The organism is Dyadobacter sp. HNCC25DJ185 (assembly GCF_056895195.1).
Genome location: NZ_JBXHAR010000006.1, coordinates 285862 through 305942, shown reverse-complemented (window position 1 = coordinate 305942; position 20081 = coordinate 285862). Strand labels below are relative to the sequence as shown.

At 45.4% G+C, this 20081-nt stretch carries 19 protein-coding genes; 14 read left to right on the top strand and 5 right to left on the bottom strand.

The window, feature by feature from the left end; translation table 11 throughout:
* Nucleotides 1-126 precede the first annotated feature (126 nt).
* The 5 genes from AC1XUF_RS18845 (at nucleotide 127) to AC1XUF_RS18825 (ending at nucleotide 8714) form a co-directional block, all read left to right on the top strand.
* On the top strand, nucleotides 127-3555 hold the full coding sequence (locus tag AC1XUF_RS18845) for a transglutaminase family protein (protein WP_483343370.1): 3429 nt from the start codon (nucleotides 127-129) through the stop codon (nucleotides 3553-3555).
* A 29-nt stretch (nucleotides 3556-3584) separates the two neighbouring features.
* Nucleotides 3585-6143: a circularly permuted type 2 ATP-grasp protein gene (locus AC1XUF_RS18840; protein WP_483343369.1), complete on the top strand. Its 2559-nt coding sequence runs from the start codon at nucleotides 3585-3587 to the stop codon at nucleotides 6141-6143.
* Entirely contained in the window at nucleotides 6133-7008 is an 876-nt protein-coding gene (locus AC1XUF_RS18835; RefSeq protein WP_483343368.1) for a transglutaminase family protein, read from the top strand. Before AC1XUF_RS18840 ends, AC1XUF_RS18835 begins: the two co-directional genes overlap by 11 nt.
* Before the next feature lie 149 nt (nucleotides 7009-7157).
* Nucleotides 7158-8138: a pyruvate dehydrogenase complex E1 component subunit beta gene (locus AC1XUF_RS18830; protein WP_483343367.1), complete on the top strand. Its 981-nt coding sequence runs from the start codon at nucleotides 7158-7160 to the stop codon at nucleotides 8136-8138.
* A gap of 189 nt (nucleotides 8139-8327) precedes the next feature.
* The gene (locus tag AC1XUF_RS18825) at nucleotides 8328-8714 is read left to right on the top strand and encodes a TraR/DksA family transcriptional regulator (RefSeq protein WP_483343602.1); all 387 of its coding nucleotides are present in this window, start codon (nucleotides 8328-8330) and stop codon (nucleotides 8712-8714) included.
* 80 nt (nucleotides 8715-8794) lie between these two features.
* Here the strand turns inward: AC1XUF_RS18825 and AC1XUF_RS18820 are convergent, their stop codons facing one another.
* Nucleotides 8795-10015 carry a metallophosphoesterase family protein gene (locus tag AC1XUF_RS18820; RefSeq protein WP_483343366.1) on the bottom strand — a complete coding sequence of 407 codons (1221 nt, stop codon included), beginning with the start codon at nucleotides 10013-10015 and terminating at the stop codon, nucleotides 8795-8797.
* Nucleotides 10016-10060: 45 nt separating this feature from the next.
* On the opposite strand from AC1XUF_RS18820, the gene AC1XUF_RS18815 reads away from it, so the two are divergent.
* Nucleotides 10061-10894 carry a polysaccharide deacetylase family protein gene (locus AC1XUF_RS18815; RefSeq protein ID WP_483343365.1) on the top strand — a complete coding sequence of 278 codons (834 nt, stop codon included), beginning with the start codon at nucleotides 10061-10063 and terminating at the stop codon, nucleotides 10892-10894.
* A gap of 11 nt (nucleotides 10895-10905) precedes the next feature.
* Here AC1XUF_RS18815 and AC1XUF_RS18810 read toward each other — a convergent pair whose 3' ends face one another.
* From AC1XUF_RS18810 to AC1XUF_RS18795, 4 genes are all read right to left on the bottom strand, one after another.
* Entirely contained in the window at nucleotides 10906-12069 is a 1164-nt protein-coding gene (locus tag AC1XUF_RS18810; RefSeq protein ID WP_483343364.1) for an acyltransferase family protein, read from the bottom strand.
* Nucleotides 12048-12569: a KdsC family phosphatase gene (locus AC1XUF_RS18805; RefSeq protein WP_483343363.1), complete on the bottom strand. Its 522-nt coding sequence runs from the start codon at nucleotides 12567-12569 to the stop codon at nucleotides 12048-12050. The genes AC1XUF_RS18810 and AC1XUF_RS18805 overlap by 22 nt, the downstream gene beginning before the upstream one ends.
* 63 nt (nucleotides 12570-12632) lie before the next feature.
* The gene (locus AC1XUF_RS18800) at nucleotides 12633-13436 is read right to left on the bottom strand and encodes a Rossmann-like and DUF2520 domain-containing protein (protein WP_483343362.1); all 804 of its coding nucleotides are present in this window, start codon (nucleotides 13434-13436) and stop codon (nucleotides 12633-12635) included.
* Nucleotides 13437-13487: 51 nt separating this feature from the next.
* Nucleotides 13488-14219, bottom strand: a complete 732-nt coding sequence (locus AC1XUF_RS18795) for a 3-keto-disaccharide hydrolase (RefSeq protein ID WP_483343361.1) — start codon at nucleotides 14217-14219, stop codon at nucleotides 13488-13490.
* A 223-nt stretch (nucleotides 14220-14442) separates the two neighbouring features.
* Between AC1XUF_RS18795 and AC1XUF_RS18790 the strand changes: the two genes are divergently transcribed.
* The 8 genes from AC1XUF_RS18790 to mscL all read left to right on the top strand — a co-directional run bounded on the left by AC1XUF_RS18790 (nucleotide 14443) and on the right by mscL (nucleotide 20054).
* A complete protein-coding gene (locus AC1XUF_RS18790) occupies nucleotides 14443-15060 on the top strand; it encodes a hypothetical protein (protein WP_483343360.1) in 618 nt (205 codons plus the stop codon).
* A 180-nt stretch (nucleotides 15061-15240) separates the two neighbouring features.
* Nucleotides 15241-15684 (top strand): 50S ribosomal protein L13, encoded by a 444-nt coding sequence (rplM, locus tag AC1XUF_RS18785; protein ID WP_483343359.1) that lies wholly within the window; start codon nucleotides 15241-15243, stop codon nucleotides 15682-15684.
* Nucleotides 15685-15687: 3 nt separating this feature from the next.
* Nucleotides 15688-16074, top strand: coding sequence for a 30S ribosomal protein S9 (rpsI, locus tag AC1XUF_RS18780; protein ID WP_483343358.1), 387 nt, complete (start codon nucleotides 15688-15690; stop codon nucleotides 16072-16074).
* A gap of 84 nt (nucleotides 16075-16158) precedes the next feature.
* Nucleotides 16159-16983, top strand: coding sequence for a 30S ribosomal protein S2 (rpsB, locus tag AC1XUF_RS18775; protein ID WP_483343357.1), 825 nt, complete (start codon nucleotides 16159-16161; stop codon nucleotides 16981-16983).
* A gap of 126 nt (nucleotides 16984-17109) precedes the next feature.
* Nucleotides 17110-17946 (top strand): translation elongation factor Ts, encoded by an 837-nt coding sequence (gene tsf, locus AC1XUF_RS18770; RefSeq protein WP_483343356.1) that lies wholly within the window; start codon nucleotides 17110-17112, stop codon nucleotides 17944-17946.
* Nucleotides 17947-18081: 135 nt separating this feature from the next.
* Nucleotides 18082-18669, top strand: a complete 588-nt coding sequence (locus AC1XUF_RS18765; RefSeq protein WP_483343355.1) for an RNA polymerase sigma factor — start codon at nucleotides 18082-18084, stop codon at nucleotides 18667-18669.
* 100 nt (nucleotides 18670-18769) lie between these two features.
* The gene (locus AC1XUF_RS18760) at nucleotides 18770-19699 is read left to right on the top strand and encodes a DUF3078 domain-containing protein (protein ID WP_483343354.1); all 930 of its coding nucleotides are present in this window, start codon (nucleotides 18770-18772) and stop codon (nucleotides 19697-19699) included.
* Between the two features lie 25 nt (nucleotides 19700-19724).
* On the top strand, nucleotides 19725-20054 hold the full coding sequence (gene mscL / locus AC1XUF_RS18755) for a large-conductance mechanosensitive channel protein MscL (RefSeq protein ID WP_483343353.1): 330 nt from the start codon (nucleotides 19725-19727) through the stop codon (nucleotides 20052-20054).
* Nucleotides 20055-20081 lie beyond the last annotated feature (27 nt).

The following is a 20081-nucleotide window of genomic DNA, read 5'->3' as shown; positions in this document are numbered from 1 at the left end:
AAAACAATATTTTGCATAACTTTTTTATTGCCGGTTTATATTTTGAAAACCAAGTAATATCCTTTTTTTTAGATTTAGATTTTCCTTTTTCACCAAACTATCCTAGTTTATTGTTATACTCCTATTATGGCTATAAAAGTTGCTATTTCGCATAAAACAAAATATAAGTTCGATCGGAGTGTTTCACTTTCACCGCATATTTTTCGCCTCCGGCCCGCGCCACATTCCAGGACTGCGATTGAAGGATATTCTTTAAAGATTTCACCTGAAAACCATTTTATCAACTGGCAGCAGGATCCTTTCGGTAATTACCAGGCAAGGGTTGTTTTTCCCGAAAAGGCTACTGAACTGAGCATTGAAGTGGAAGTGATCGCCAAATTGCAGGTTATCAACCCCTTTGACTTTTTTGTGGAAGACTATGCGGAGAAGTTTCCGTTTGCTTACGAAGAAGGTCTGAAAAAGGAACTGGGCCCCTATCTCGAAGCGAGGGAATCGGGTCCGAAATTGATGCAATGGATTGCTGACAATAAACCGGCTGACGGCATTAAGATCGTTGATTTTCTGGTGCATTTAAACCAGCGGATCTTTAATTCCATAGGCTATAATATTCGGATGGAAGCAGGTGTGCAAACTTGCGAAGAGACCCTGACGATCAAAAGCGGTTCCTGCCGGGATTCTGCCTGGATGTTTGTGCAGGTGTTGAGGCACCTCGGTATCGCGGCACGCTTTGTTTCGGGATATCTCGTTCAGCTTACGTCTGATATCAAATCATTAGACGGGCCGTCTGGTCCCGAGGAAGATTTTACCGATTTGCATGCCTGGGCAGAAGCCTACATTCCGGGAGCAGGATGGATCGGGTTGGACGCCACATCCGGGCTTTTTGCAAGTGAAGGACATATTCCTCTGTGCTGTACACCGGATTATGCAAGCGCAGCGCCGGTCTCGGGTGCTACCGATATATGCGAGGTTACATTTGAATTTGATAACAAGGTTTATCGTATACACGAAGATCCCCGCGTCACAAAACCTTATACCGAGGAACAATGGGCTGCTGTCATGCAGGTGGGGAATGATGTGGAAAAGGATTTGCAGGAAAATGACGTCCGGTTGACCATGGGCGGCGAGCCTACTTTCATTTCTATTGATGATTTTGAATCCCCGGAATGGAACACAGCTGCCGACGGGCCTTTGAAAAGGCAGTTGGCATATGATCTTTCCCTGAGATTGAAAAAGCGTTTTGCGCATGGCGGTCTTTTACACTTTGGTCAGGGCAAATGGTATCCCGGTGAGCCTTTTCCGCGCTGGCAATATGCGTTGTACTGGAGAAACGACGGCTTACCGATGTGGCGCAATGACGATTTGATTACCAAAGAAGGGCAAACCAAATACACCTTTCGGGAGGCGGAGCTTTTTACGACAGAACTGACCAAATTTCTGGGCATAGATACCAATAACATCACCCCTGCTTACGAGGACCCGATTTATTGGGCTTTGGAGGAAGGCAAGATCCCGGTTAACGTAGATCCGTTAAAGGTGGATCTGAAAGATTCTATTGAGAGAAGAACGCTGGCAAAATTGCTGGAGAAAGGCCTGAACAATCCGGCGGGTTTTATTTTGCCGGTAAAATGGGACGAAGCGGGAAAACATTGGGCAAGTACGGCCTGGCAGTTCCGGCGGAATAACTGTTTTCTGATTCCGGGTAATTCGGCGATTGGTTACCGGCTTCCTCTGAAATCCCTCCCGGAGGTCTCCAAAGAGCGGCGCGAGCAGCCTGTCGACAGAAGCCCGTTTGAAGATTTGCCAGTATTGGCCGATTACAAGCCCATCGTTCAATCGCGTTACGGATCTGTTGCACCACCCTATGAACTACCATTTAATGTGCAGCCGGTAGAAGAAGAGGAAGAAGGTAAAAAAGCAAAAAAACAGGAAGAGGAGGATAAGGCACTGTTATTTGATGTTCCCATTATCAAGACAGCCATTTGCGTGGAGGAGAGGGACGGCATCATCTACATTTTCCTGCCCCCGACGGATTATCTGGAACATTACCTCGACTTAATGGCTTCCATTGAGGCCACGGCTGAAAAATTGAAAATGCCGGTCAGGATAGAAGGTTACCCTGCTCCTTCGGACTATCGGGTGCAGAAGCTGATCGTTACGCCCGACCCAGGCGTGATTGAGGTAAATATCCATCCTTCCAAGACCTGGCAGGAACTGGTCGACAATATCAGCGCATTGTATGAAGAGGCATTTTTCTCGCGACTGGGTACTGATAAATTCATGGTTGATGGCCGCCATACCGGAACCGGCGGAGGTAACCATGTTACGATTGGCGGTTCAAAGCCTGCTGACAGTCCTATACTGAGACGTCCCGACTTGCTGAGAAGCCTGCTTACCTACTGGCAGCATCACCCCGCGCTTAGTTATTTGTTTGCAGGGCCATTTATTGGTCCCACCAGCCAGGCGCCCAGGATCGATGAAGGCAGGGACGAAAGATTATACGAAGTAGAAATCGCATTTGACCAGATCCCGGAGGATAAAGAAGTTCCATTCTGGATGGTGGACAGGATCTTCAGGAATTTATTGGTCGATATAACCGGTAATACGCATCGTTCCGAATTTTGCATGGACAAGCTGTATTCGCCAGATTCTTCGACGGGGAGGCTGGGGATACTCGAATTCCGTGCCTTCGACATGCCGCCGCATAAGCACATGAACCTGGTGCAGACTCTGCTGGTCCGCGCTTTGATTGCCAAATTCTGGAAAGAACCCTACAAGCATAAGCTGATCCGCTGGGGAACCGAGTTGCATGACCGTTTCCTGCTGCCGCATTTCGCCTATCTGGACATGGTAGATGTGGTGAACGATCTGAAAGATTCGGGGTACCATTTCGATATTTCCTGGTTTGACCCGTTTTTCGAATTCCGTTTCCCACATTACGGTGGGATCAAGGTGGATAATATTCAATTGGATTTGCGGCTTGGAATAGAGCCCTGGCACGTACTGGGAGAAGAATTGTCCAATTCGGGAACAGCCCGTTTCGTGGATTCTTCATTGGAGCGTCTGCAGGTAAAAATCAGCGGTTTTGTGGAAGGAAGGCATATTTTGGTATGCAATGGATGCAGGGTGCCACTCCGCAGTTCCGGGATTAAAGGGGAATATGTTTCCGGAATTCGTTATAAAGCCTGGAATCCACCCTCTGCGTTACACCCTACCATCGGGGCGGATGCGCCCCTGGTTTTTGATATTGTCGATACCTGGAATAACCGTATATTGGGAGGATGTACCTATTTCGTTTCGCACCCGGGTGGACGCAGCTTTGATACCTATCCCGTAAATAGTTTTGAGGCAGAATCGAGGAAGATCAGCCTGTTCCAGGGTTTTGGGCATACGCCTTCTTCCCGACAGGAAGTCCCTATTATGGAGAACACAACCAGCGGTGTTTCGCGATTTGTAGCGGAGACGAAGAAGGAAATGAAGGCAGATACACCGATTGAATTAATTAATCCGGAATATCCAAATACGCTGGATTTACGTAAATACTGGAAATCGAAATGATTTCATGCATAACCCTACCGAACTGAATCATGCTTACCGAGGCTTCCGTGAACCTTTTAGAATATTATACAAGTGGATTGAATTCATACGATGAAGTCCTGGATCTGAACGGAGTTGTGAAGCCTCATTGGAAAGCACTTTTTTCGACACTGGAAAAACTGGGAATTGGTGAATTGAACAGCAGGAACCAGGAGATTATCAGCAAGCTCCGGGAAAACGGGGTTACATACAATGTTTATGGAACCCCCGACGGCCTTAACCGTCCCTGGCAGCTCGATCCAATCCCTTTTCTGATTGAAAAAAAAGAATGGAACGACATTGCGAGAGGTCTCAGGCAAAGAGCCACGGTACTGGATTTGATGTTGAAAGACCTTTACGGGCCGCGAAATCTGGTGAGAGATGGTATTATCCCGGCTGAGCTGGTTTTTGATAATACTGGTTTCTTCCGCCCGTGCATTGATATCAAACTGCCGTCCAATCAGCAATTGACTCTGTTTGCTGCCGATATGGCCCGCGGTCCGGACGGACAGATGTGGATCGTGGACAATCGCACACAGGCACCTTCCGGCTCGGGATATACGCTTGAAAATAGGGTTGTAATGAGTAAACTGCTTCCAGAGCTGGCTCAGGGAATGTACGTCAGTAAATTGTCCCCGTATTTTAACAGTCTCCAGAATACCGTTTTAAGGCTTTCGGATAAGAGTAAGGACGCGCCGAACATCGTTTATCTGACACCCGGCCCCAATAACGAAGCCTATTTCGAGCATGCCTATCTGGCCTCGTACCTCGGATATACATTGGCCCAGGGCGATGATCTTCTGGTGAGAAACGGCTCTTTGTGGCTTAAATCCATTGATGGTTTGCAAAAAGTGGACGTGATCATCCGTCGTATCGACGACGATTGGTGCGATCCGCTTGAACTTCGCGAAGATTCCCGGCTGGGCGTTCCCGGGTTGTTGCAGGCGATTCGCATGGGAAATGTGCAAGTATTGAACGCGCCAGGAAGCAGTGTACTCGAAAATCATGCTTTCCTGGCATTTATGGAGAATATATGTCAGTATTTTCTCAATGAAAAGCTGATAATGCCGTCTGTCGCTACCTGGTGGTGCGGGCACGCCAAAGAGCTTAACTATGTGCTGGATAATATCGATGAGCTGATCATCAAAAAGGCAAACCGGAAAAGTAAATTCCGCTCCATTTATGGAAGGTTGCAGACTGCGAGCCAGAAAGAGGACCTGAAACGGATGATCTCCCTTGCCCCGCACGAATTCATTGCACAGCAAGAAGTGAGCCTTTCTACCACACCCTCCCTGATCAATGGCCACATAGAGCCGCGATATGCAGTGCTGCGGGCGTTTATGGTAGCCGATGAAAATGGATACCATGTGATGCAAGGCGGTTTGACGAGGAGTTCGGCAGATAAAGATCGCTTTGTTATCTCCAATCAATACGGAGGTTTATCAAAGGATACCTGGATTGTATCCAACAAAACGGAAGAGGTGCAGGAGAAAATAACATTATCGATTCCAGCATCGGTTAATAAGCATGTGTCCCTGCCAAGCCGGAGCGCGGAGAACCTGTTTTGGGTAGGGCGCTATTGTGAAAGGACCATGGCGGTTATCAAGTTCATGAACATCACCATCAATGTCCTTAACCTGGACCGCAATTTCGGTGGTTCTGCCAAACAGGAGCATATCAAGGTCTTACTGCAATCACTTACCCATTTGTCTGCTACTTATCCCGGTTTTCTGGACGACGTGGAAGATAAATTCTTGGATCCCTACAAGGAAATCATTGACATGATTTCCAATACCGGGAGGCCTGGCTCGGTTTCGGCCAATATCGGCGCTTTTCTGAATGCTGTTGGCGCGGTGCGTAATCAATGGGATTTGGAGATATGGCGTATTGTGGATTTGATCGACAACGGTTTCCACGAGATCAGGAACGCTTCGAGCATGAACAGCAATAACATTCAGAAAACATTGGACGGGCTTTTCAATCATATGTTCACTTTTCTGGGAGTGATTGCAGAAAGCATGCCCAGGGACAATAGTTTTTTACTGCTCGAAACAGGAAAGCTGATCGAACGTATCTTGTCGAGGATCAGCGTGATACAATCTAATTTCGGAGTTAAAAACGCGCCGGCTGTCGAAAATGAACTCATTGAGGCTACATTGATTAACCATCATTTGCTAGTCAATTACAGGCAGATCTACAAATCGCATCTGAGTGTTGAAGCCATGCTTGATATGGTTCTTTTGGAGAAAAAGTTACCTTATTCTCTGGCTTACATGCTGGACGAACTGAAAAAGAACCTGGGCAAATTACCAGCGACTACTCGTGGTGAAAGGTTAAATGAGGCCGAAAAAAATGTCTTAAAAGCATCGACCCTGATCAAGCTGGCAGATATTGCAGATTTAAGCAAAAGCAATGCAGAGTCGGATAGGGAAGAGCTTTTTGATTTGCTTTCGGAGGTTTCAAAGCTGATCAGCTCTGTATCTACCACGCTCACCAACATGTATTTCAGCCATACTTTAATGCATCATTCGTTTTTTGAACCAGTGGACTACGACACCGATGAAATATAAGCTGATCCATAAAACGGAGTATAAGTATGCACAGGCGGTTAATAATTATCATAGCCTGCTCTGCCTTACTCCCCGGACGCTGAATAACCAGGTTTGCAAAGATTTTACCATTGAAATTACCCCTGAGCCATCGCAGATCATCAAAAGGACTGATTTCTATGGGAATACAACGCATTATTTTTCGCTTCATTCTCCCCATAAGAGTTTGACGGTACTTACCAAAGGCCTTGTAGAGCGGATCTGTGAAAGTACCGGTTCGCTATTTATACCCTCCGAAATTACCTGCGCGGCAGTAAGGCAGAGGCAATTGAAGGACCGTACACTCAAAATTTCTTTATTGGAATACATGCTGCCCAGTCCGTTGATCAAGTGGGACCAGGGGATTACTAATTTTGCAAGGGACTGTTTTCAGGATAACCGGCCATTGTACGAATGTGTCCAGGCGCTTTGCAGGAAAATTTATACCGAATTTGACTTTGTGCCAGATTTCACGACAATTCACACACCGATCAAAGAAGTATTGATTGCTAAAAAAGGGGTCTGTCAGGATTTCTCACATCTGGCCATCGCTTGTATCAGGAGCTTTGGCTTTGCGGCACGGTATGTGAGTGGTTACCTGGAAACGCTTCCACCCCCCGGGAAGCCCAAATTGCAAGGGTCGGATGCGTCGCATGCGTGGATATCTGTTTTTATCCCTGATTACGGCTGGTGCGATTTTGATCCTACCAACAATGTGGTTCCAGGTGAAAGGCATATTGTGACCGCCTGGGGGAGGGATTACAGCGACGTACCTCCGCTGAAGGGTATTATATTTAGTTATGGGAAACACACGCTGAAAGTAGAAGTGGATGTAATTCCGGTTTGAGAATTGACCTCGTTTCTCTAATTTTACCAGACGTTTGAAATTAAAGTGTACAAAACCTCTTTTGATGTAACCGCAAAGTTAAACTCAACGATCGAATGCAGGGTTTTGCGATGGTTTCTTCTAAGAATTAAATAATTATAACATTACGAATGAAAGAAATAGCATTTAGAGATGCCATTCGCGACGCTATGTCGGAAGAGATGCGCCTTGACAAAAGTATTTTTCTGATGGGCGAGGAAGTTGCAGAATATAACGGTGCCTACAAAGCGAGTCAGGGAATGCTGGACGAGTTCGGGCCGGAAAGGGTAATTGATACTCCAATTGCCGAGCTTGGATTTGCCGGAATCGCGGTAGGCGCGGCCGGGAACGGACTTCGCCCGATCGTTGAATTCATGACATTCAACTTTTCATTGGTCGCTATTGACCAGATCATCAACAGTGCTGCGAAAATTCTTTCTATGTCGGCGGGCCAGTACGGCTGCCCGATCGTATTCCGCGGGCCTACCGGCAACGCGGGCCAATTGGGAGCCCAGCACTCTCAGAACTTCGAAAACTGGTATGCCAACACACCCGGTTTGAAAGTGGTTGTCCCGGCCAACCCTTATGATGCCAAAGGACTTTTGAAATCGGCTATTCGCGATAATAACCCAGTGATTTTCATGGAATCCGAGGTGATGTATGGTGATAAGATGCAGGTTCCGGAAGAAGAATATCTGATCCCACTTGGAAAAGCAGATGTGAAACGTCAGGGAAAAGATGTAACCATCGTTTCTTTTGGTAAAATGATTCCCCGTGTAGTTTTGCCTGCGGCGTTGCAATTGGAGAAAGAAGGTATCGATGTGGAGATCGTGGATTTAAGAACAGTTCGTCCGATCGATTATCCTGCGGTTATCGAATCCGTCAAGAAAACAAACCGTTGTGTGATCGTGGAAGAGGCCTGGCCGCTTGCTTCGATTTCTTCGGAAATTACCTACCATATTCAGCGTCACGCTTTTGATTATATGGACGCCCCGGTGATGCGCGTGACCAACCGCGATGTGCCGCTTCCATACGCTCCCACGCTGATCGAAGAGATTTTGCCAAATGTGAAAAGAGTGGTAGATGCAGTGAAGGCAGTCCTCTATAAATAGGAACAAAATCAGATTAAGCAAAGCCATTTCCTGGAACAGGATTTGGCTTTGTTAGGTTATACTCCAGAATATCAGTGTCAGTTTGCATCTGTTAAGAAGTCGTAATTAATTTTAAATATTCCCAAATAAGCAGAATACTAGTACTTTTGTACTTTAAAACACTCCTTGATAATAACAAAATCAACTTAGATTATGCAAGAAGAACGCACAAGATATTCGGAGGAAGAGCTAAAGGAATTTGAAACACTCATTCGTGGAAAATTGGAAGCAACCATGAGTGAACTCAATTATATCAAAGGAGGACTTAGCAAGAAAAACGATAGCGGAACGGACATCACGGCCGGCTCTGCCAAGCTGGTTGAGGATGGCGCCGACGCCAGCGAACGTGAAAATTTGAGCCAGTTAGCGGCCCGTTTGCAGAAGTATTCGATCCAATTAGAAAATGCCCTGGTACGTATCAAAAATGGCACTTACGGCATTTGCATTGATACAGGTAAACTGATCCCAAAAGAACGTTTGCGCATCGTACCCCACACCCAGCAGACGATTGAGGCGAAGTTAAGAAGGGCTAGCTAGTAATTTGATCAAGAAAGCTTTGAAGGACAAGTGATTGTGAAATTGCTTGTCTTTTTTATTTAATCATTTCCATGGGAAACTCACTCACCTTCAGTCCCCAGCACCTCCCTGAAAACCTCCAACAGTCCCTCCGAGGGCTCCTGTCCCTTGTTTTTCGTTTTGAAATATTCCAGGAACAACTTTTCCATACTCAGTGAAAGGTCAATTTCGGAGTTGTTTTCGGCTACTTCCGCCTTTTTGATCTGCGGAATGATTTGAATAATTCCGGAATGTGCTTCCATCAAACGCTTTTTGTCGGCAGCTTCCAGATAATTGTCCGAAATAATGGTGAGCTCTATCAGATCCTCCCCATGCTCTTGCAACCAGGAAATGGCATCTTCGATGCTGTGGAAGCTTTTTCTTCTCAGTTTTTTGCCTTTCAGCAATTCGATCGGGCGGTAGCCGATCAGTTTTCCAGCTTCTGCTTCAATGAGGACAACGTATTTGGTTTGATTGACTTCCGAAAAACTATAAGCCAGCGGACTGCTTGAATAAACGGCGGGAGCAGGTTTTTTGTCAACCACCTGATATCTGTGCAGATGGCCCAATGCAATGTAATGAACCTGCTTGGGGAAATTCTCGGTAAAAATGGCCTGAGCTCCTCCGATATGCAGGATAGGGCGTTCATCGTCGGGTTCTTCCGGCATAGGGCCGCCTTTTTGCATCACATATAAATGCGTGGCGAGCATGTTGAAACCCTTGTCGTCCAGATAAGCATCAGCCAATTCTTTCCAGTGTTCCTGCAAATTCGTCCTCAGTGCTTCTTCCGAATCCTCCACGCCAAGGAATGTTTTAAGCCGTTGCTCATTGGCATAAGGGGTATGCAGGATTCGAAGTGGAAAATCACAATTGGGAAGCATGATTTCGATAAAACCTTTTGCCGTCCTGATGATATCGACTTTACCCTGCGTGCAGAAGGGTTTGACTTCCGTATTCGGAAATCCTACGAATAAAATCCCGCATACCTTCGCTAACGCATCAGGTACCTGAATGCGTTCAGGGGAGTCGTGGTTGCCGGCAATCGCGACGACTGCGCGGCTCCCGTTGTTGGAAAGACGGTGTAACGTGCTGTATAAAAGTTCGGTAGCTTCTGAGGAAGGATTAAAATTGTCAAACAGATCACCAGCAACAACCACAGCATCGACAGATTCTCGTTCTGCTATTTCGCAAATTTCTTCCAGAACAAGCCTTTGTTCGTCGAGCCGGGAATACAGGTCGAGCTTTTTGCCGATGTGCCAGTCTGCCGTATGGAGAATTTTCATTTTGTGTGATTAATTTAGCGAAAATAACATTTCATCCCCGAAGTATTGAGATATCCGCGATCAAGGTTTAGCTGGCTTTTTGAGATAAAATGGGCTATTGCCTTCTTTGGGACTGCATTCACGGCTTGTCAGTCTGAAACCGAAAGTCACCGTAAAGCGGGAATCGCCATTTCATTCGACGATCACTTTATCGACGAATGGTATGCACTCAGGCCGTTATTCCAAAAATACAATGCAAAGGTTACCTTTTTCATTACCTGTCCCGACAGCCTTTCGGTAAGCGAAGTTGCCAAGCTAAAACAGTTGGAGAAAGAAGGTCATGAAATTGGCTATCACAGTACTACCCACGGTAAATCAACGGAGCTAATCGCATCAGTTGGCCCCGCCAAATACGCTGAAATTGAGTTGAAGCCCGGGCTGGAATATATGGCGGCCAAAGGATTCTATCCAAAATCCTACGCCCACCCAGGAGGCAATCATAATGATCAGGTCGACTCAGTATTGCTGGCTAATGGTTTCAAGATTCTCAGGGATGTAGGCATTTCCAGAAGAAAACTGTTTGGTGTGCAGATTTACGCATTGGCACCCCGGCTGATGAACTGGATCTACTATCAGTTTAATCGGGAAAATCGGGTGGATGCGTTGCTCATTGACACGGATTCTGGCGTCACAGGGCAGGAAATGAAAGAGGCGATTCAAAAGGCGAAGGACGAAAACGCTGCATTGATGGTTTTCGGGCATGAACCTTTATATGCCAACCCTAAAAATGGTGCATATGGGTTTAGTGTAGAGTTTCTGGAGAAAATATTGGAAGAGGCGCAGCGCCAAAATCTCCGATTCTATACGATGTCCGAACTTCCGGAGCAAACGGGCAATTGATTGGATAACTGCTAGCGTCCAAATTTCCGATCTTTGAAAGCCAGTAATGGTTTTTCGAAATAGGAATAGGAAATAGAGGCAACCAGCACCGAGCCGGCAAATGTCAGGAGATAAAGAACCGTTTGATAAACAGGCCCTTCCCATTTCGGAGAATAAACAGTGAGTACATTAATGACCAATACGATCACGACCACGTGGTATATGTAAAGTCCATAGGATATTTTGCCCAAGTGGTTCATCACCGGGTTATTCAGACTGATGACTGTGTTCGGGTTGCAGGAGACATTGAGCACAAAAAAGGCAAAGAAGACCGCGTAAACTTCAAGAAAGCCATTGAAGTGGATTCCTGAAAAAAACAAGACCGCGAGCAACGAATAAGCGGCTATCTGTACATCTTTCCTGAAAATCACATTCATTATCCTGGTTTTATTTTTGTAAACGAGCCATGCGCACAGTCCGCCCAATGCCATGGTCTGAATACGAAACTGGCCGACGAATGTGGTAATGATCGCGTCTTTCATTTCTTCGGACGGATCTATAAAATACAGGCCCAGATATAACATACCGGCTGTGATGGACAGAAATGCGAGGATAATCGGGATACGCCTCCTCGGATATTTGATCAGCCAGGGCCACAAATAATAAAACTGCTCTTCCACGCCGATAGACCAGGTTTGGGCACACCAGTAGGGAAGATCATACAGCACAAATGCAAAATTGGGAAGTACCAGTAAGAGCAAGGTGAGCCGCTCGGTTACGTGGATTTTTAATTTTTCGTCGGTACCGGGATAATCGAGGAGACTGATGTGAGAAAAAACAAAAAAGGACAATCCGATGATCAGAAAGTAAATAGGCCAGATCCTGAATACCCGGCGCAGATAGAATTTTTTGGCGTCCACATTGCCAAACCTGCCTTTTTCTTCAAGCAGCAGATAAGTGATCAGAAACCCGCTCAGAACAAAAAACAAACCAACCCCAAGCCGACCTGCGTGTTGGATAATCGGTGAGTCGTATACATTTGAGATTCCCAGGGCATGTTTGGCCTGTTCCAGATGATGGAAAACTACCAAAAGCGCCGCAATGCAACGAATGCCATTCAGATTAGGGAAATAACGCTTTTTTTCCAATGGTTCCACTCCGGGTTTCTTCTCGTTTATTCGAACCAGGACATCCATTTTCCCTGCGCTTTCATGACCTGTTCAATGAGATCGCGGACGGCGCCATGACCTCCATTTTTTGGAGAAATGTAATCAGCCAAGGCAAGTATTTCTTCGGCTGAATCCGCCGGGCAAGCTGCAAGAATACCGGTGCGCATGACCTCGTAGTCGGGCAGATCGTCGCCCATGAAAACCACTTCATCTTCTGTGAGGTTCTTCTCGGCCATATATTTTTTGAAGACAGGTAACTTGCCGTCTGGCGAAGTGCCCAGGAAAATGTCTTTGACACCCAGGTACTCCATGCGTTTGCGGACGCTTATCTGGCCCTGAGCTGATATAATAGCGACATTGTAGCCAAGCCTGACGGCACGATTAATCCCATAGCCGTCCCTGACATTAAAAATACGGGGTTGCTCGCCCGACTCCAGAGCGATTACGCTCCCATCGGTCATGACACCATCGATATCAAAAATAAATGTGGTAATGCGCTGGAAACGATCCGTTAACGTAGAATCCATGAAAAGTTAAGTAGTGAATCCGCAAATATAGCCTAACTTTTTTCCAGACCGCAGGGCCGGTGATTATTTTGAAATGTAGAAGTTGCGGATCTTGTCGGTCATGAGCCTGTAGATATCGGTCCAGTCCTCATTGGTTTCCTGCAGATATTCCAGGTGACGGCTGGTAGTTTTCCAATCACCGCGCCTTGCCGGACCGGTCTGCCCGAGGGAAGGGTCATGGGATTGCATGGCTTTGTAAATGGTGGTCTGAATTAAAGGTTTGAGCAATTCAAAACTCAGTTGCTCGCGTTCCAGCAGATCGTGCGAAACACTGAGGAGGTAATTGGTAAAATTGCTTGCAAAAACCGCTGCCACATGCAGAATAAACCTTTCATCAGAATCCATCCGGTTAACATTGTCACTGACACTTTGAGCCAATTGGATCAATTTGTTTTCGATGATCTCATTCTTGGATTCTATACAAAAAGGTAGCTCTTTGTAATCCATTTCGATGTTTTTGGTAAATGTCTGTAATGGGTAAAAGACGCCGGTATGAACATATACGTCGCTGTAAATTTCAACCAGGTTTTGAAATTCAGCGAGCGATCTGGTTCCGGAGGTATGGACTAAAATGACCCCTTCCGGCAGCACAATCCTTTCGAGAACACTTTCGATGGCGTCGTCGCTGACGGCGATCACAATGACTTCCGCTTCGCTTTCAGAGAAATTGAGGTCGGGCTGGATGTTCGTGTCGTAGAGGTTGGAGGCGAGATGCCGGGCTTTCTGGGTATCTCGGCTGTAAACTTCACAGATCCAATGCCCTGCATCTTCAAAAGCTTGCGCAAGATGCCAGGCGACGTTCCCGGAGCCAATGAAAGAGATTTTCATGCAGAAGAAGAATTAACCCGTAAGATATCGGAGGGAGGGCAACTTCGCAAATCAATTCACCACAGGTGCCGTTTGATCAGCCGAAGTGATGCCAGCAGGGAGTTCCAGGATGCGGATATTGCGAAAATGAATTTTAGCGCCTTCCGCTTCAAGGCATATATAACCTTTCTTTCGCTCGGAGCCGCGCAGGCCATTTACAAATTTACCGTTGACGGATAATTTTACAGTTCCGTCCACACAAACAACCACATATTTGTTCCATTCGCCTTTTCCTCTGCACCGTTTTTCCAGGGATTTGCTTCTGATACCCCGCGGATTATCGGGTATGGCTGTCATGCCCATTGTCGGAAACAGCTCGCCGTGGACGTAATCTTCGGTTGCATGGTGCTGCGGCGCGTATTCCAGCTCGAGCATTTGTACCTCAATCGCTTTCGTCAGCGGGTCATTTTCCTGCGGGGTTCCTTCGCTCCAGATAAAAACACCCGAATTCCCGCCAGCTTCCATGTGTTTCCATTCGATTTCCAGGATGAAGTTTTCGTACTGGCGGTCACTTCTCATGACGCCGATTGGTTTTCCTGAGCAGATAAGTGTCCCATTTTTCACTTTCCAGGTTTCTTTGGAAGTGTTAACATCTATCCAACCATCCAGATTTTTTCCATTGAAGAGAGGTCTGAAAGAGAGCATTTCAAATTCCTGTGAAAAGCATAAAGAGCACAGGAAGAAGATGTTGAAAAATGTAAGTATGAATTTTAAAAGGGTATGGCGGGTCGGAGTTACTTTCATGGATTCTCGGAAAAGGAATTTCAGGATAATAAAGGATTCTGACGCTAATCATGCAATATCACAAATCTTCTCATTAGGAAAGCTATATTTACTTCGTTTATCACCAGCTTAAAATATTATTTTCACCACACTGTTAAATTGGAATTACCCGATGAAAAGTCTTTACCTATTACCTCTACTTGTAGTCTGTGCCTTTGCTGCTTATGGTCAAAATAACTCAAATGTGAGCACAGGAATCGATATCGGAGCAGGTTTTAAGAATTACGCCTGGGCCCCGTCAGTATTGTATCATGAAGAGATAGGTTTCAAGGGGGCGCATTGGCTGAAATTTGGCCTGGGCATCAGGGGTTGGGGATATTATGGAGGGAGGGTTAATCTTTTCACAAAAGATGAAAGGAATTATCTGGAATATGGTCAGGTGTCGGCCAACGGAGTCAGCTTTGTGGTTGGTGCGAATATCAGTTTCTGGCGGATAGACTTAGGCGTTAATACAGACCTGGCGGGCCTCGCTTTTGGATCAAAGCGCCATGGTTATTATGAAAAAACAACTACTGCCCCCGGTATCGGCAAGCCTTACTACAATACTTGGCTGGCCACTTCGCCGGTCATGCTGAATGCGCTTCCATTGGTTTTGAAGAATCACAATGGCCAATCAGAGACCTATGCCCGGATACACGTCACCCGGAAACTGGGATTGAAACTGGGATATCTTTACGGGCAAATAGCTTATTTAACTAAAAAAGCGGGAGGGGAAAAGGTATTGCTGGATGACCGGCAACGACGTGTTTACAATACTTATGGGCTTCCTTATGTTGCACTTTCCTTTTCACTATCGGAATAAATCAGCGTCGCGATCCGATGTACGGAACTGTTAAATGCCTACCTCAGCCTCTCAGGAGCGAAATTTCTCAAACGTACTTGTAATTCAATTTGTTAAACGCTATATTTGCACTCCCATTTTGCGATGGACTGTCTTGTCACAGTGTAATATATTGAAAATCAATTAAATTTTTTGTTAATCGTGGATACGTTAAGCTACAAAACCATCTCGGCGAACAAAAACACAGTAAACAAGGAGTGGATTGTTGTGGATGCCCAGGATGCAGTTCTTGGCCGTTTGGCCAGTGAGGTTGCGAAAATCATCAGAGGCAAACATAAAGCAAGTTACACCCCTCATGTGGATTGTGGCGATAACGTAATTGTTATCAACGCCGATAAAATTAAGTTGACTGGTAAGAAGATGACCGACAAAATTTATGTCCGTCACACAGGCTACCCAGGAGGTCAACGTTTTCAGACTCCTCGCGAGTTGCTCGAAAAACACCCTGAGCGTGTGATCGAGAAAGCCGTTAAAGGCATGCTTCCAAAGAACCGTTTGGGACGTCGTTTATTCACTAACCTGTTTGTCTACGCTGATGCAGAACATCCTCACAGCGCTCAGCAACCTAAACAAATCCAGCTGTAATTCATGGAAGTGATCAACACAATTGGCAGAAGAAAAACAGCCGTGGCCCGTATTTATATGACGCCAGGTAAAGGAGATATCAAGGTAAACGGCCGCGATTACAAAGAATACTTTCCATTTGAAGTTCATCAGATCGTTCTTCAGCAGCCTTTCGCTACAATCAGCGGTGGTAATGGTTATGATATCAAAGTAAACGTAAGAGGCGGTGGGATCTCAGGTCAGGCGGAAGCAATCCGTATGGCAGTTTCCCGTGCTTTGGTCGAATATAACGGAGAATTCCGTGGACCATTGAAGAAAGAAGGATTTCTTACCCGTGACCCACGTATGGTTGAACGTAAGAAATACGGACGCGCCAAGGCCCGCAGAAGATTCCAGTTCTCGAAACGTTAATATTATCAGGTCCAGACAGTACTTATCGTGCCCGATGTGCTGTGCTGCGTAATTAAAACATTTTTTTAAAACTCAAATTTGGCAATGGCACAAATAGAATATAAAGAACTATTGGATGCAGGTGTCCACTTTGGTCACCTTACCCGCAAGTGGGATCCACGTATGGCTCCGTACATCTTCATGGAGAAAAACGGGATCCACATCATTGACCTGAACAAAACATTGAGCTGTATCAATGACGCTGAGGCTGCGTTGAAGCAAATTGTTCGTTCGGGACGTAAGATCATGTTTGTTGCTACAAAAAAACAAGCGCAGGAAATCGTAACAGAAGAGGCAAAACGCCTTAAGATGCCTTACGTAACTGATCGCTGGTTGGGTGGTATGCTTACAAACTTCGGTACGATTCGCAAGTCTTTGAAAAAAATGCAGACTCTTGAGAAGATGCTAAAAGACGAAACCACGGTTAGCAATATTGCGAAGAGAGAACGCCTGATGCTTACACGTGAAAAGGATAAACTGGAAAGAGTGTTAGGTGGTGTAGCTGACTTAACCCGCCTTCCTGCTGCCCTTTTCATCGTTGATGTAAAACGCGAGCACATTGCGGTTTCAGAAGCAAAAAGATTGAACATACCCATCTTTGCGATCTGTGACACAAACTCAAACCCTGAACTGGTTGACTTCCCGATTCCAAGCAATGATGATGCATACAAGGCAATTTCATTGATCACCCTGGCAATTGGAAAAGCAATTGAAGAAGGTTTGATGGAACGCAAACAGGACAAGGACGATCAGCGCTTGGTTGAGGAAGAAGAAGCCAAACGTCAGGTAGACAAAGGCAGTGAGGAAGCTGCTCCTGCACCACGTGCAGAAGTTGCTCAAGAGGCCGTCGCTGAAAGTGATGAAGAATAATAATTAGGGCGATATGGCTTGGGTTACCAAATCCACGTATGTATCTGATTAGATAAAAATAGCCCATAGCCATTTTGCTATGGGCTATCATTTTTTAAAAAGGAATACTTTATATAAAATCAAATCATGGCAATTACCGCACAAGATGTAAACAAACTCCGCCAAATGACTGGCGCGGGCATGATGGATTGTAAGAAAGCACTTCAGGAAGCTGATGGTGATTTTGAACAAGCTGTTGATATTCTACGTAAACAAGGACAAAAGGTTGCAGCTAAACGCGCTGACAACGCTGTTTCGGAAGGAACCGTACTTGTCAAGATCAGCGCTGACGGAACAAATGGAAAACTGATCGCACTTGCCTGCGAAACAGAACCGGTTTCCAATGTTGAGGATTTCAAAAATCTGGCTCAGAGCATTCTGGATAAAGCAGTAGCAGATGATATTTCTGACAAAGAAAGTTTGCTTGCTTCTACGTTGGAAGACGGCCGTCCGGTAAGCGAACACATCGTGGACCTGGTTGGTAAACTAGGCGAGAAGCTTGAAATTACCGCATACGAGAACATTACTGCTGATCAGGTTGTACCTTATATCCATTCAAATGGGAAACTGGGTGTATTGGTCGCTTTTAATGGCGTAAACGGAACAGATGTTAACGAACTCGGAAAGGACGTTGCAATGCAAATCGCAGCGATGAAACCAATCGCGCTTGATAAGGACGAGGTTGACTCGGCAACTGTAGAACGTGAAATCGAAGTTGGAAAAGAGCAGGCTCGTGCAGAAGGCAAACCCGAAGCGATGTTAGAAAAAATTGCCCAGGGCAAACTGCAGAAATTCTACAAGGATAATACGCTTCTGAATCAGGAGTTCGTCAAAGATTCTTCCTTGACGATTCGTCAGCTTTTAGAAAAAACCGCGAAAGGATTAAGTGTAAAGTCTTTCAAACGTGTGGCAATAGGCGGATAGAATTTTCTGATAATAAAAATATATTGACAACGCCTGGTATGTATTTGTATACCAGGCGTTGTTTTTTAATATTTACGGAAAATATAAATCTTCATCCCGTTTTTCACACACTGTCAGTGCTATTAATAATTAAGAATGATCGAAAAATCGGCCAAGGCGCAAGCGCCTCAGACTGCATCCGACGAAGAATTAGTAATACTTTTCATAGAATCCAAGGACAACCGGTACTTTGAAAAACTTTATGAGCGATATGCTTTAAAGGTTTATAAAAGATGCATGCTCCTGACGAGGGACTCTTCCAGGGCAGAGGACCTTACCCATGACGTATTTCTTAAACTGATATTCAAAATGAATACGTTTAAGAAAGGTGCAAAATTCTCAACGTGGCTTTTCTCGATTACCTATAATCACTGCATGGATGTGATGCGGATGAGCAAACGACGTATTGTCACCGTGCACAGGGATGATGAAGACATGGTGGACGAACTCGATATATACAGGATTTTTGAAAGTGAGGAGGTGGATACTCAGGCACTAAAAGTAGCGCTTGAACAACTCACCCTGGAAGAGAAGGCGATGATTTACCTGAAATATATCGACGAAAAAAGCATAAGGAACATCGCCGAGATATTTAGTATGACAGAGGGGGCCGTCAAAATGAGATTGATGAGGTCACGCGAAAAGCTCCGGAAAAAATACCTCGATGCTATTCTGTGTGGGTGACCTTAAGAGTTTTTGAAAAAAGCATTACTTTAACAACCCTCCCAGAACAACTAGATTTCTTAATTTGACTCAATAATCCTTTTCACTAAAATTATTGAAAATGAGGGGAAAATTTCAATTCACTTTTTTTCTACTTCTTCCGTCCCTGTTTCCGGCAGCCGTTCCCGGATTTTCTCAAAATGTTGACCTGTCCAATTCTCTCAATGCAGGTAAGCTTAAAACTCCTGGCGATACAATCTGGAAGAAAATAGAGTTTGGCGCTAATTTAAATCAAGGTTCCTTTAGTTCGAACTGGACGGGCGGAGGGGTCAATTCTGTGGCGCTCGGGTTGTTCTTCAATGCGCTGAATGAAAAGAAAAAGGGAAAAAACTCCTGGCGGAATGACTTTCAATCGCAGTATGGTATTGTCCGGAACAAGGGACAGCAGAGTCGCAAAAACGTAGACAGGGTATTTTTTGATACTAAATATAACCGGGAACTTACCGGAAAATGGAGCTTGTTTGCGAATATCAACTTCCTATCGCAGTTTGGGGCCGGATATAAATATTCATCCAATGCCGATACTGCGGTGATTAAGGACAAAGTTTCCGGAATCTTGTCCCCGGCCTATCTGACCGAAGCAATCGGTATCGAGTACCGGCCAGTACCTTATTTCTTTCTGGATTTTGCCCCTGGGGCGCTTCGTCAAACCATCGTTGTGGACACTGATTTGTATGTGAACACTCCCGATCAGAAAAACTATGGAGTCCCCATTGGTAAGCGTGCCAGGACCGAGGCTGCGCTGATTCAATTGGTCGCCAATTTTGATAAAGACATTGCCAAAGACATTAACCTGAAATTCAGATATCTCCTGTATTCCAGTTTTAAGCACCCTTTGAATATCGACAATCGCCTGGATGCCATGCTGACTGCCAAGGTCAATAAATACGTCAATGTCAACCTAGGTGCGATCGTGGTTTATGATCAGGATCAGAGCGATAAGGTACAGGTTGCCCAGGCGCTTAGCATTGGGTTCCTATATTCTTTTTAATTTCTTTAACTAACCTCAACTTCTTATGATTCAGGAATTCAAAACCTTTATTGCCCAGGGCAATGTACTGGATTTGGCTGTCGGTGTTGTCATCGGAGCAGCGTTTGGAAAAATTACAACGTCCCTGGTGGAGGACATCATCAACCCAATATTGGGCTTGATGATTGGTGGAGTGGATTTTACGCAACTCAAGATTGTACTCAAGCAAGCCGTAGGAACAACGCCTGAGGTTGCGGTTAAATACGGGAATTTTATCCAGGTACTTATCCAGTTCGTCATTATCGCCTGGGTGATTTTTATGATCGTTAAGCTGGCAAACAGGTTGAGATTGTCTGAATCAATGAAGAAAGAATAGCCTCGTCGGAGGATTTTTGGTTGCATA

Excerpts from the sequence above, each read along its gene's own strand:
- AC1XUF_RS18845 (WP_483343370.1), top strand. The coding sequence starts at position 127 with ATGGCTATAAAAGTTGCTATTTCGCATAAAACAAAATATAAGTTCGAT.
- AC1XUF_RS18840 (WP_483343369.1), top strand. The coding sequence starts at position 3,585 with ATGCTTACCGAGGCTTCCGTGAACCTTTTAGAATATTATACAAGTGGA.
- AC1XUF_RS18835 (WP_483343368.1), top strand. The coding sequence starts at position 6,133 with ATGAAATATAAGCTGATCCATAAAACGGAGTATAAGTATGCACAGGCG.
- AC1XUF_RS18830 (WP_483343367.1), top strand. The coding sequence starts at position 7,158 with ATGAAAGAAATAGCATTTAGAGATGCCATTCGCGACGCTATGTCGGAA.
- AC1XUF_RS18820 (WP_483343366.1), bottom strand. The coding sequence starts at position 10,015 with ATGAAAATTCTCCATACGGCAGACTGGCACATCGGCAAAAAGCTCGAC.
- AC1XUF_RS18810 (WP_483343364.1), bottom strand. The coding sequence starts at position 12,069 with ATGGATGTCCTGGTTCGAATAAACGAGAAGAAACCCGGAGTGGAACCA.
- AC1XUF_RS18805 (WP_483343363.1), bottom strand. The coding sequence starts at position 12,569 with ATGGATTCTACGTTAACGGATCGTTTCCAGCGCATTACCACATTTATT.
- AC1XUF_RS18800 (WP_483343362.1), bottom strand. The coding sequence starts at position 13,436 with ATGAAAATCTCTTTCATTGGCTCCGGGAACGTCGCCTGGCATCTTGCG.
- AC1XUF_RS18795 (WP_483343361.1), bottom strand. The coding sequence starts at position 14,219 with ATGAAAGTAACTCCGACCCGCCATACCCTTTTAAAATTCATACTTACA.
- rpsI (WP_483343358.1), top strand. The coding sequence starts at position 15,688 with ATGGAAGTGATCAACACAATTGGCAGAAGAAAAACAGCCGTGGCCCGT.
- rpsB (WP_483343357.1), top strand. The coding sequence starts at position 16,159 with ATGGCACAAATAGAATATAAAGAACTATTGGATGCAGGTGTCCACTTT.
- tsf (WP_483343356.1), top strand. The coding sequence starts at position 17,110 with ATGGCAATTACCGCACAAGATGTAAACAAACTCCGCCAAATGACTGGC.
- AC1XUF_RS18765 (WP_483343355.1), top strand. The coding sequence starts at position 18,082 with ATGATCGAAAAATCGGCCAAGGCGCAAGCGCCTCAGACTGCATCCGAC.
- AC1XUF_RS18760 (WP_483343354.1), top strand. The coding sequence starts at position 18,770 with ATGAGGGGAAAATTTCAATTCACTTTTTTTCTACTTCTTCCGTCCCTG.
- mscL (WP_483343353.1), top strand. The coding sequence starts at position 19,725 with ATGATTCAGGAATTCAAAACCTTTATTGCCCAGGGCAATGTACTGGAT.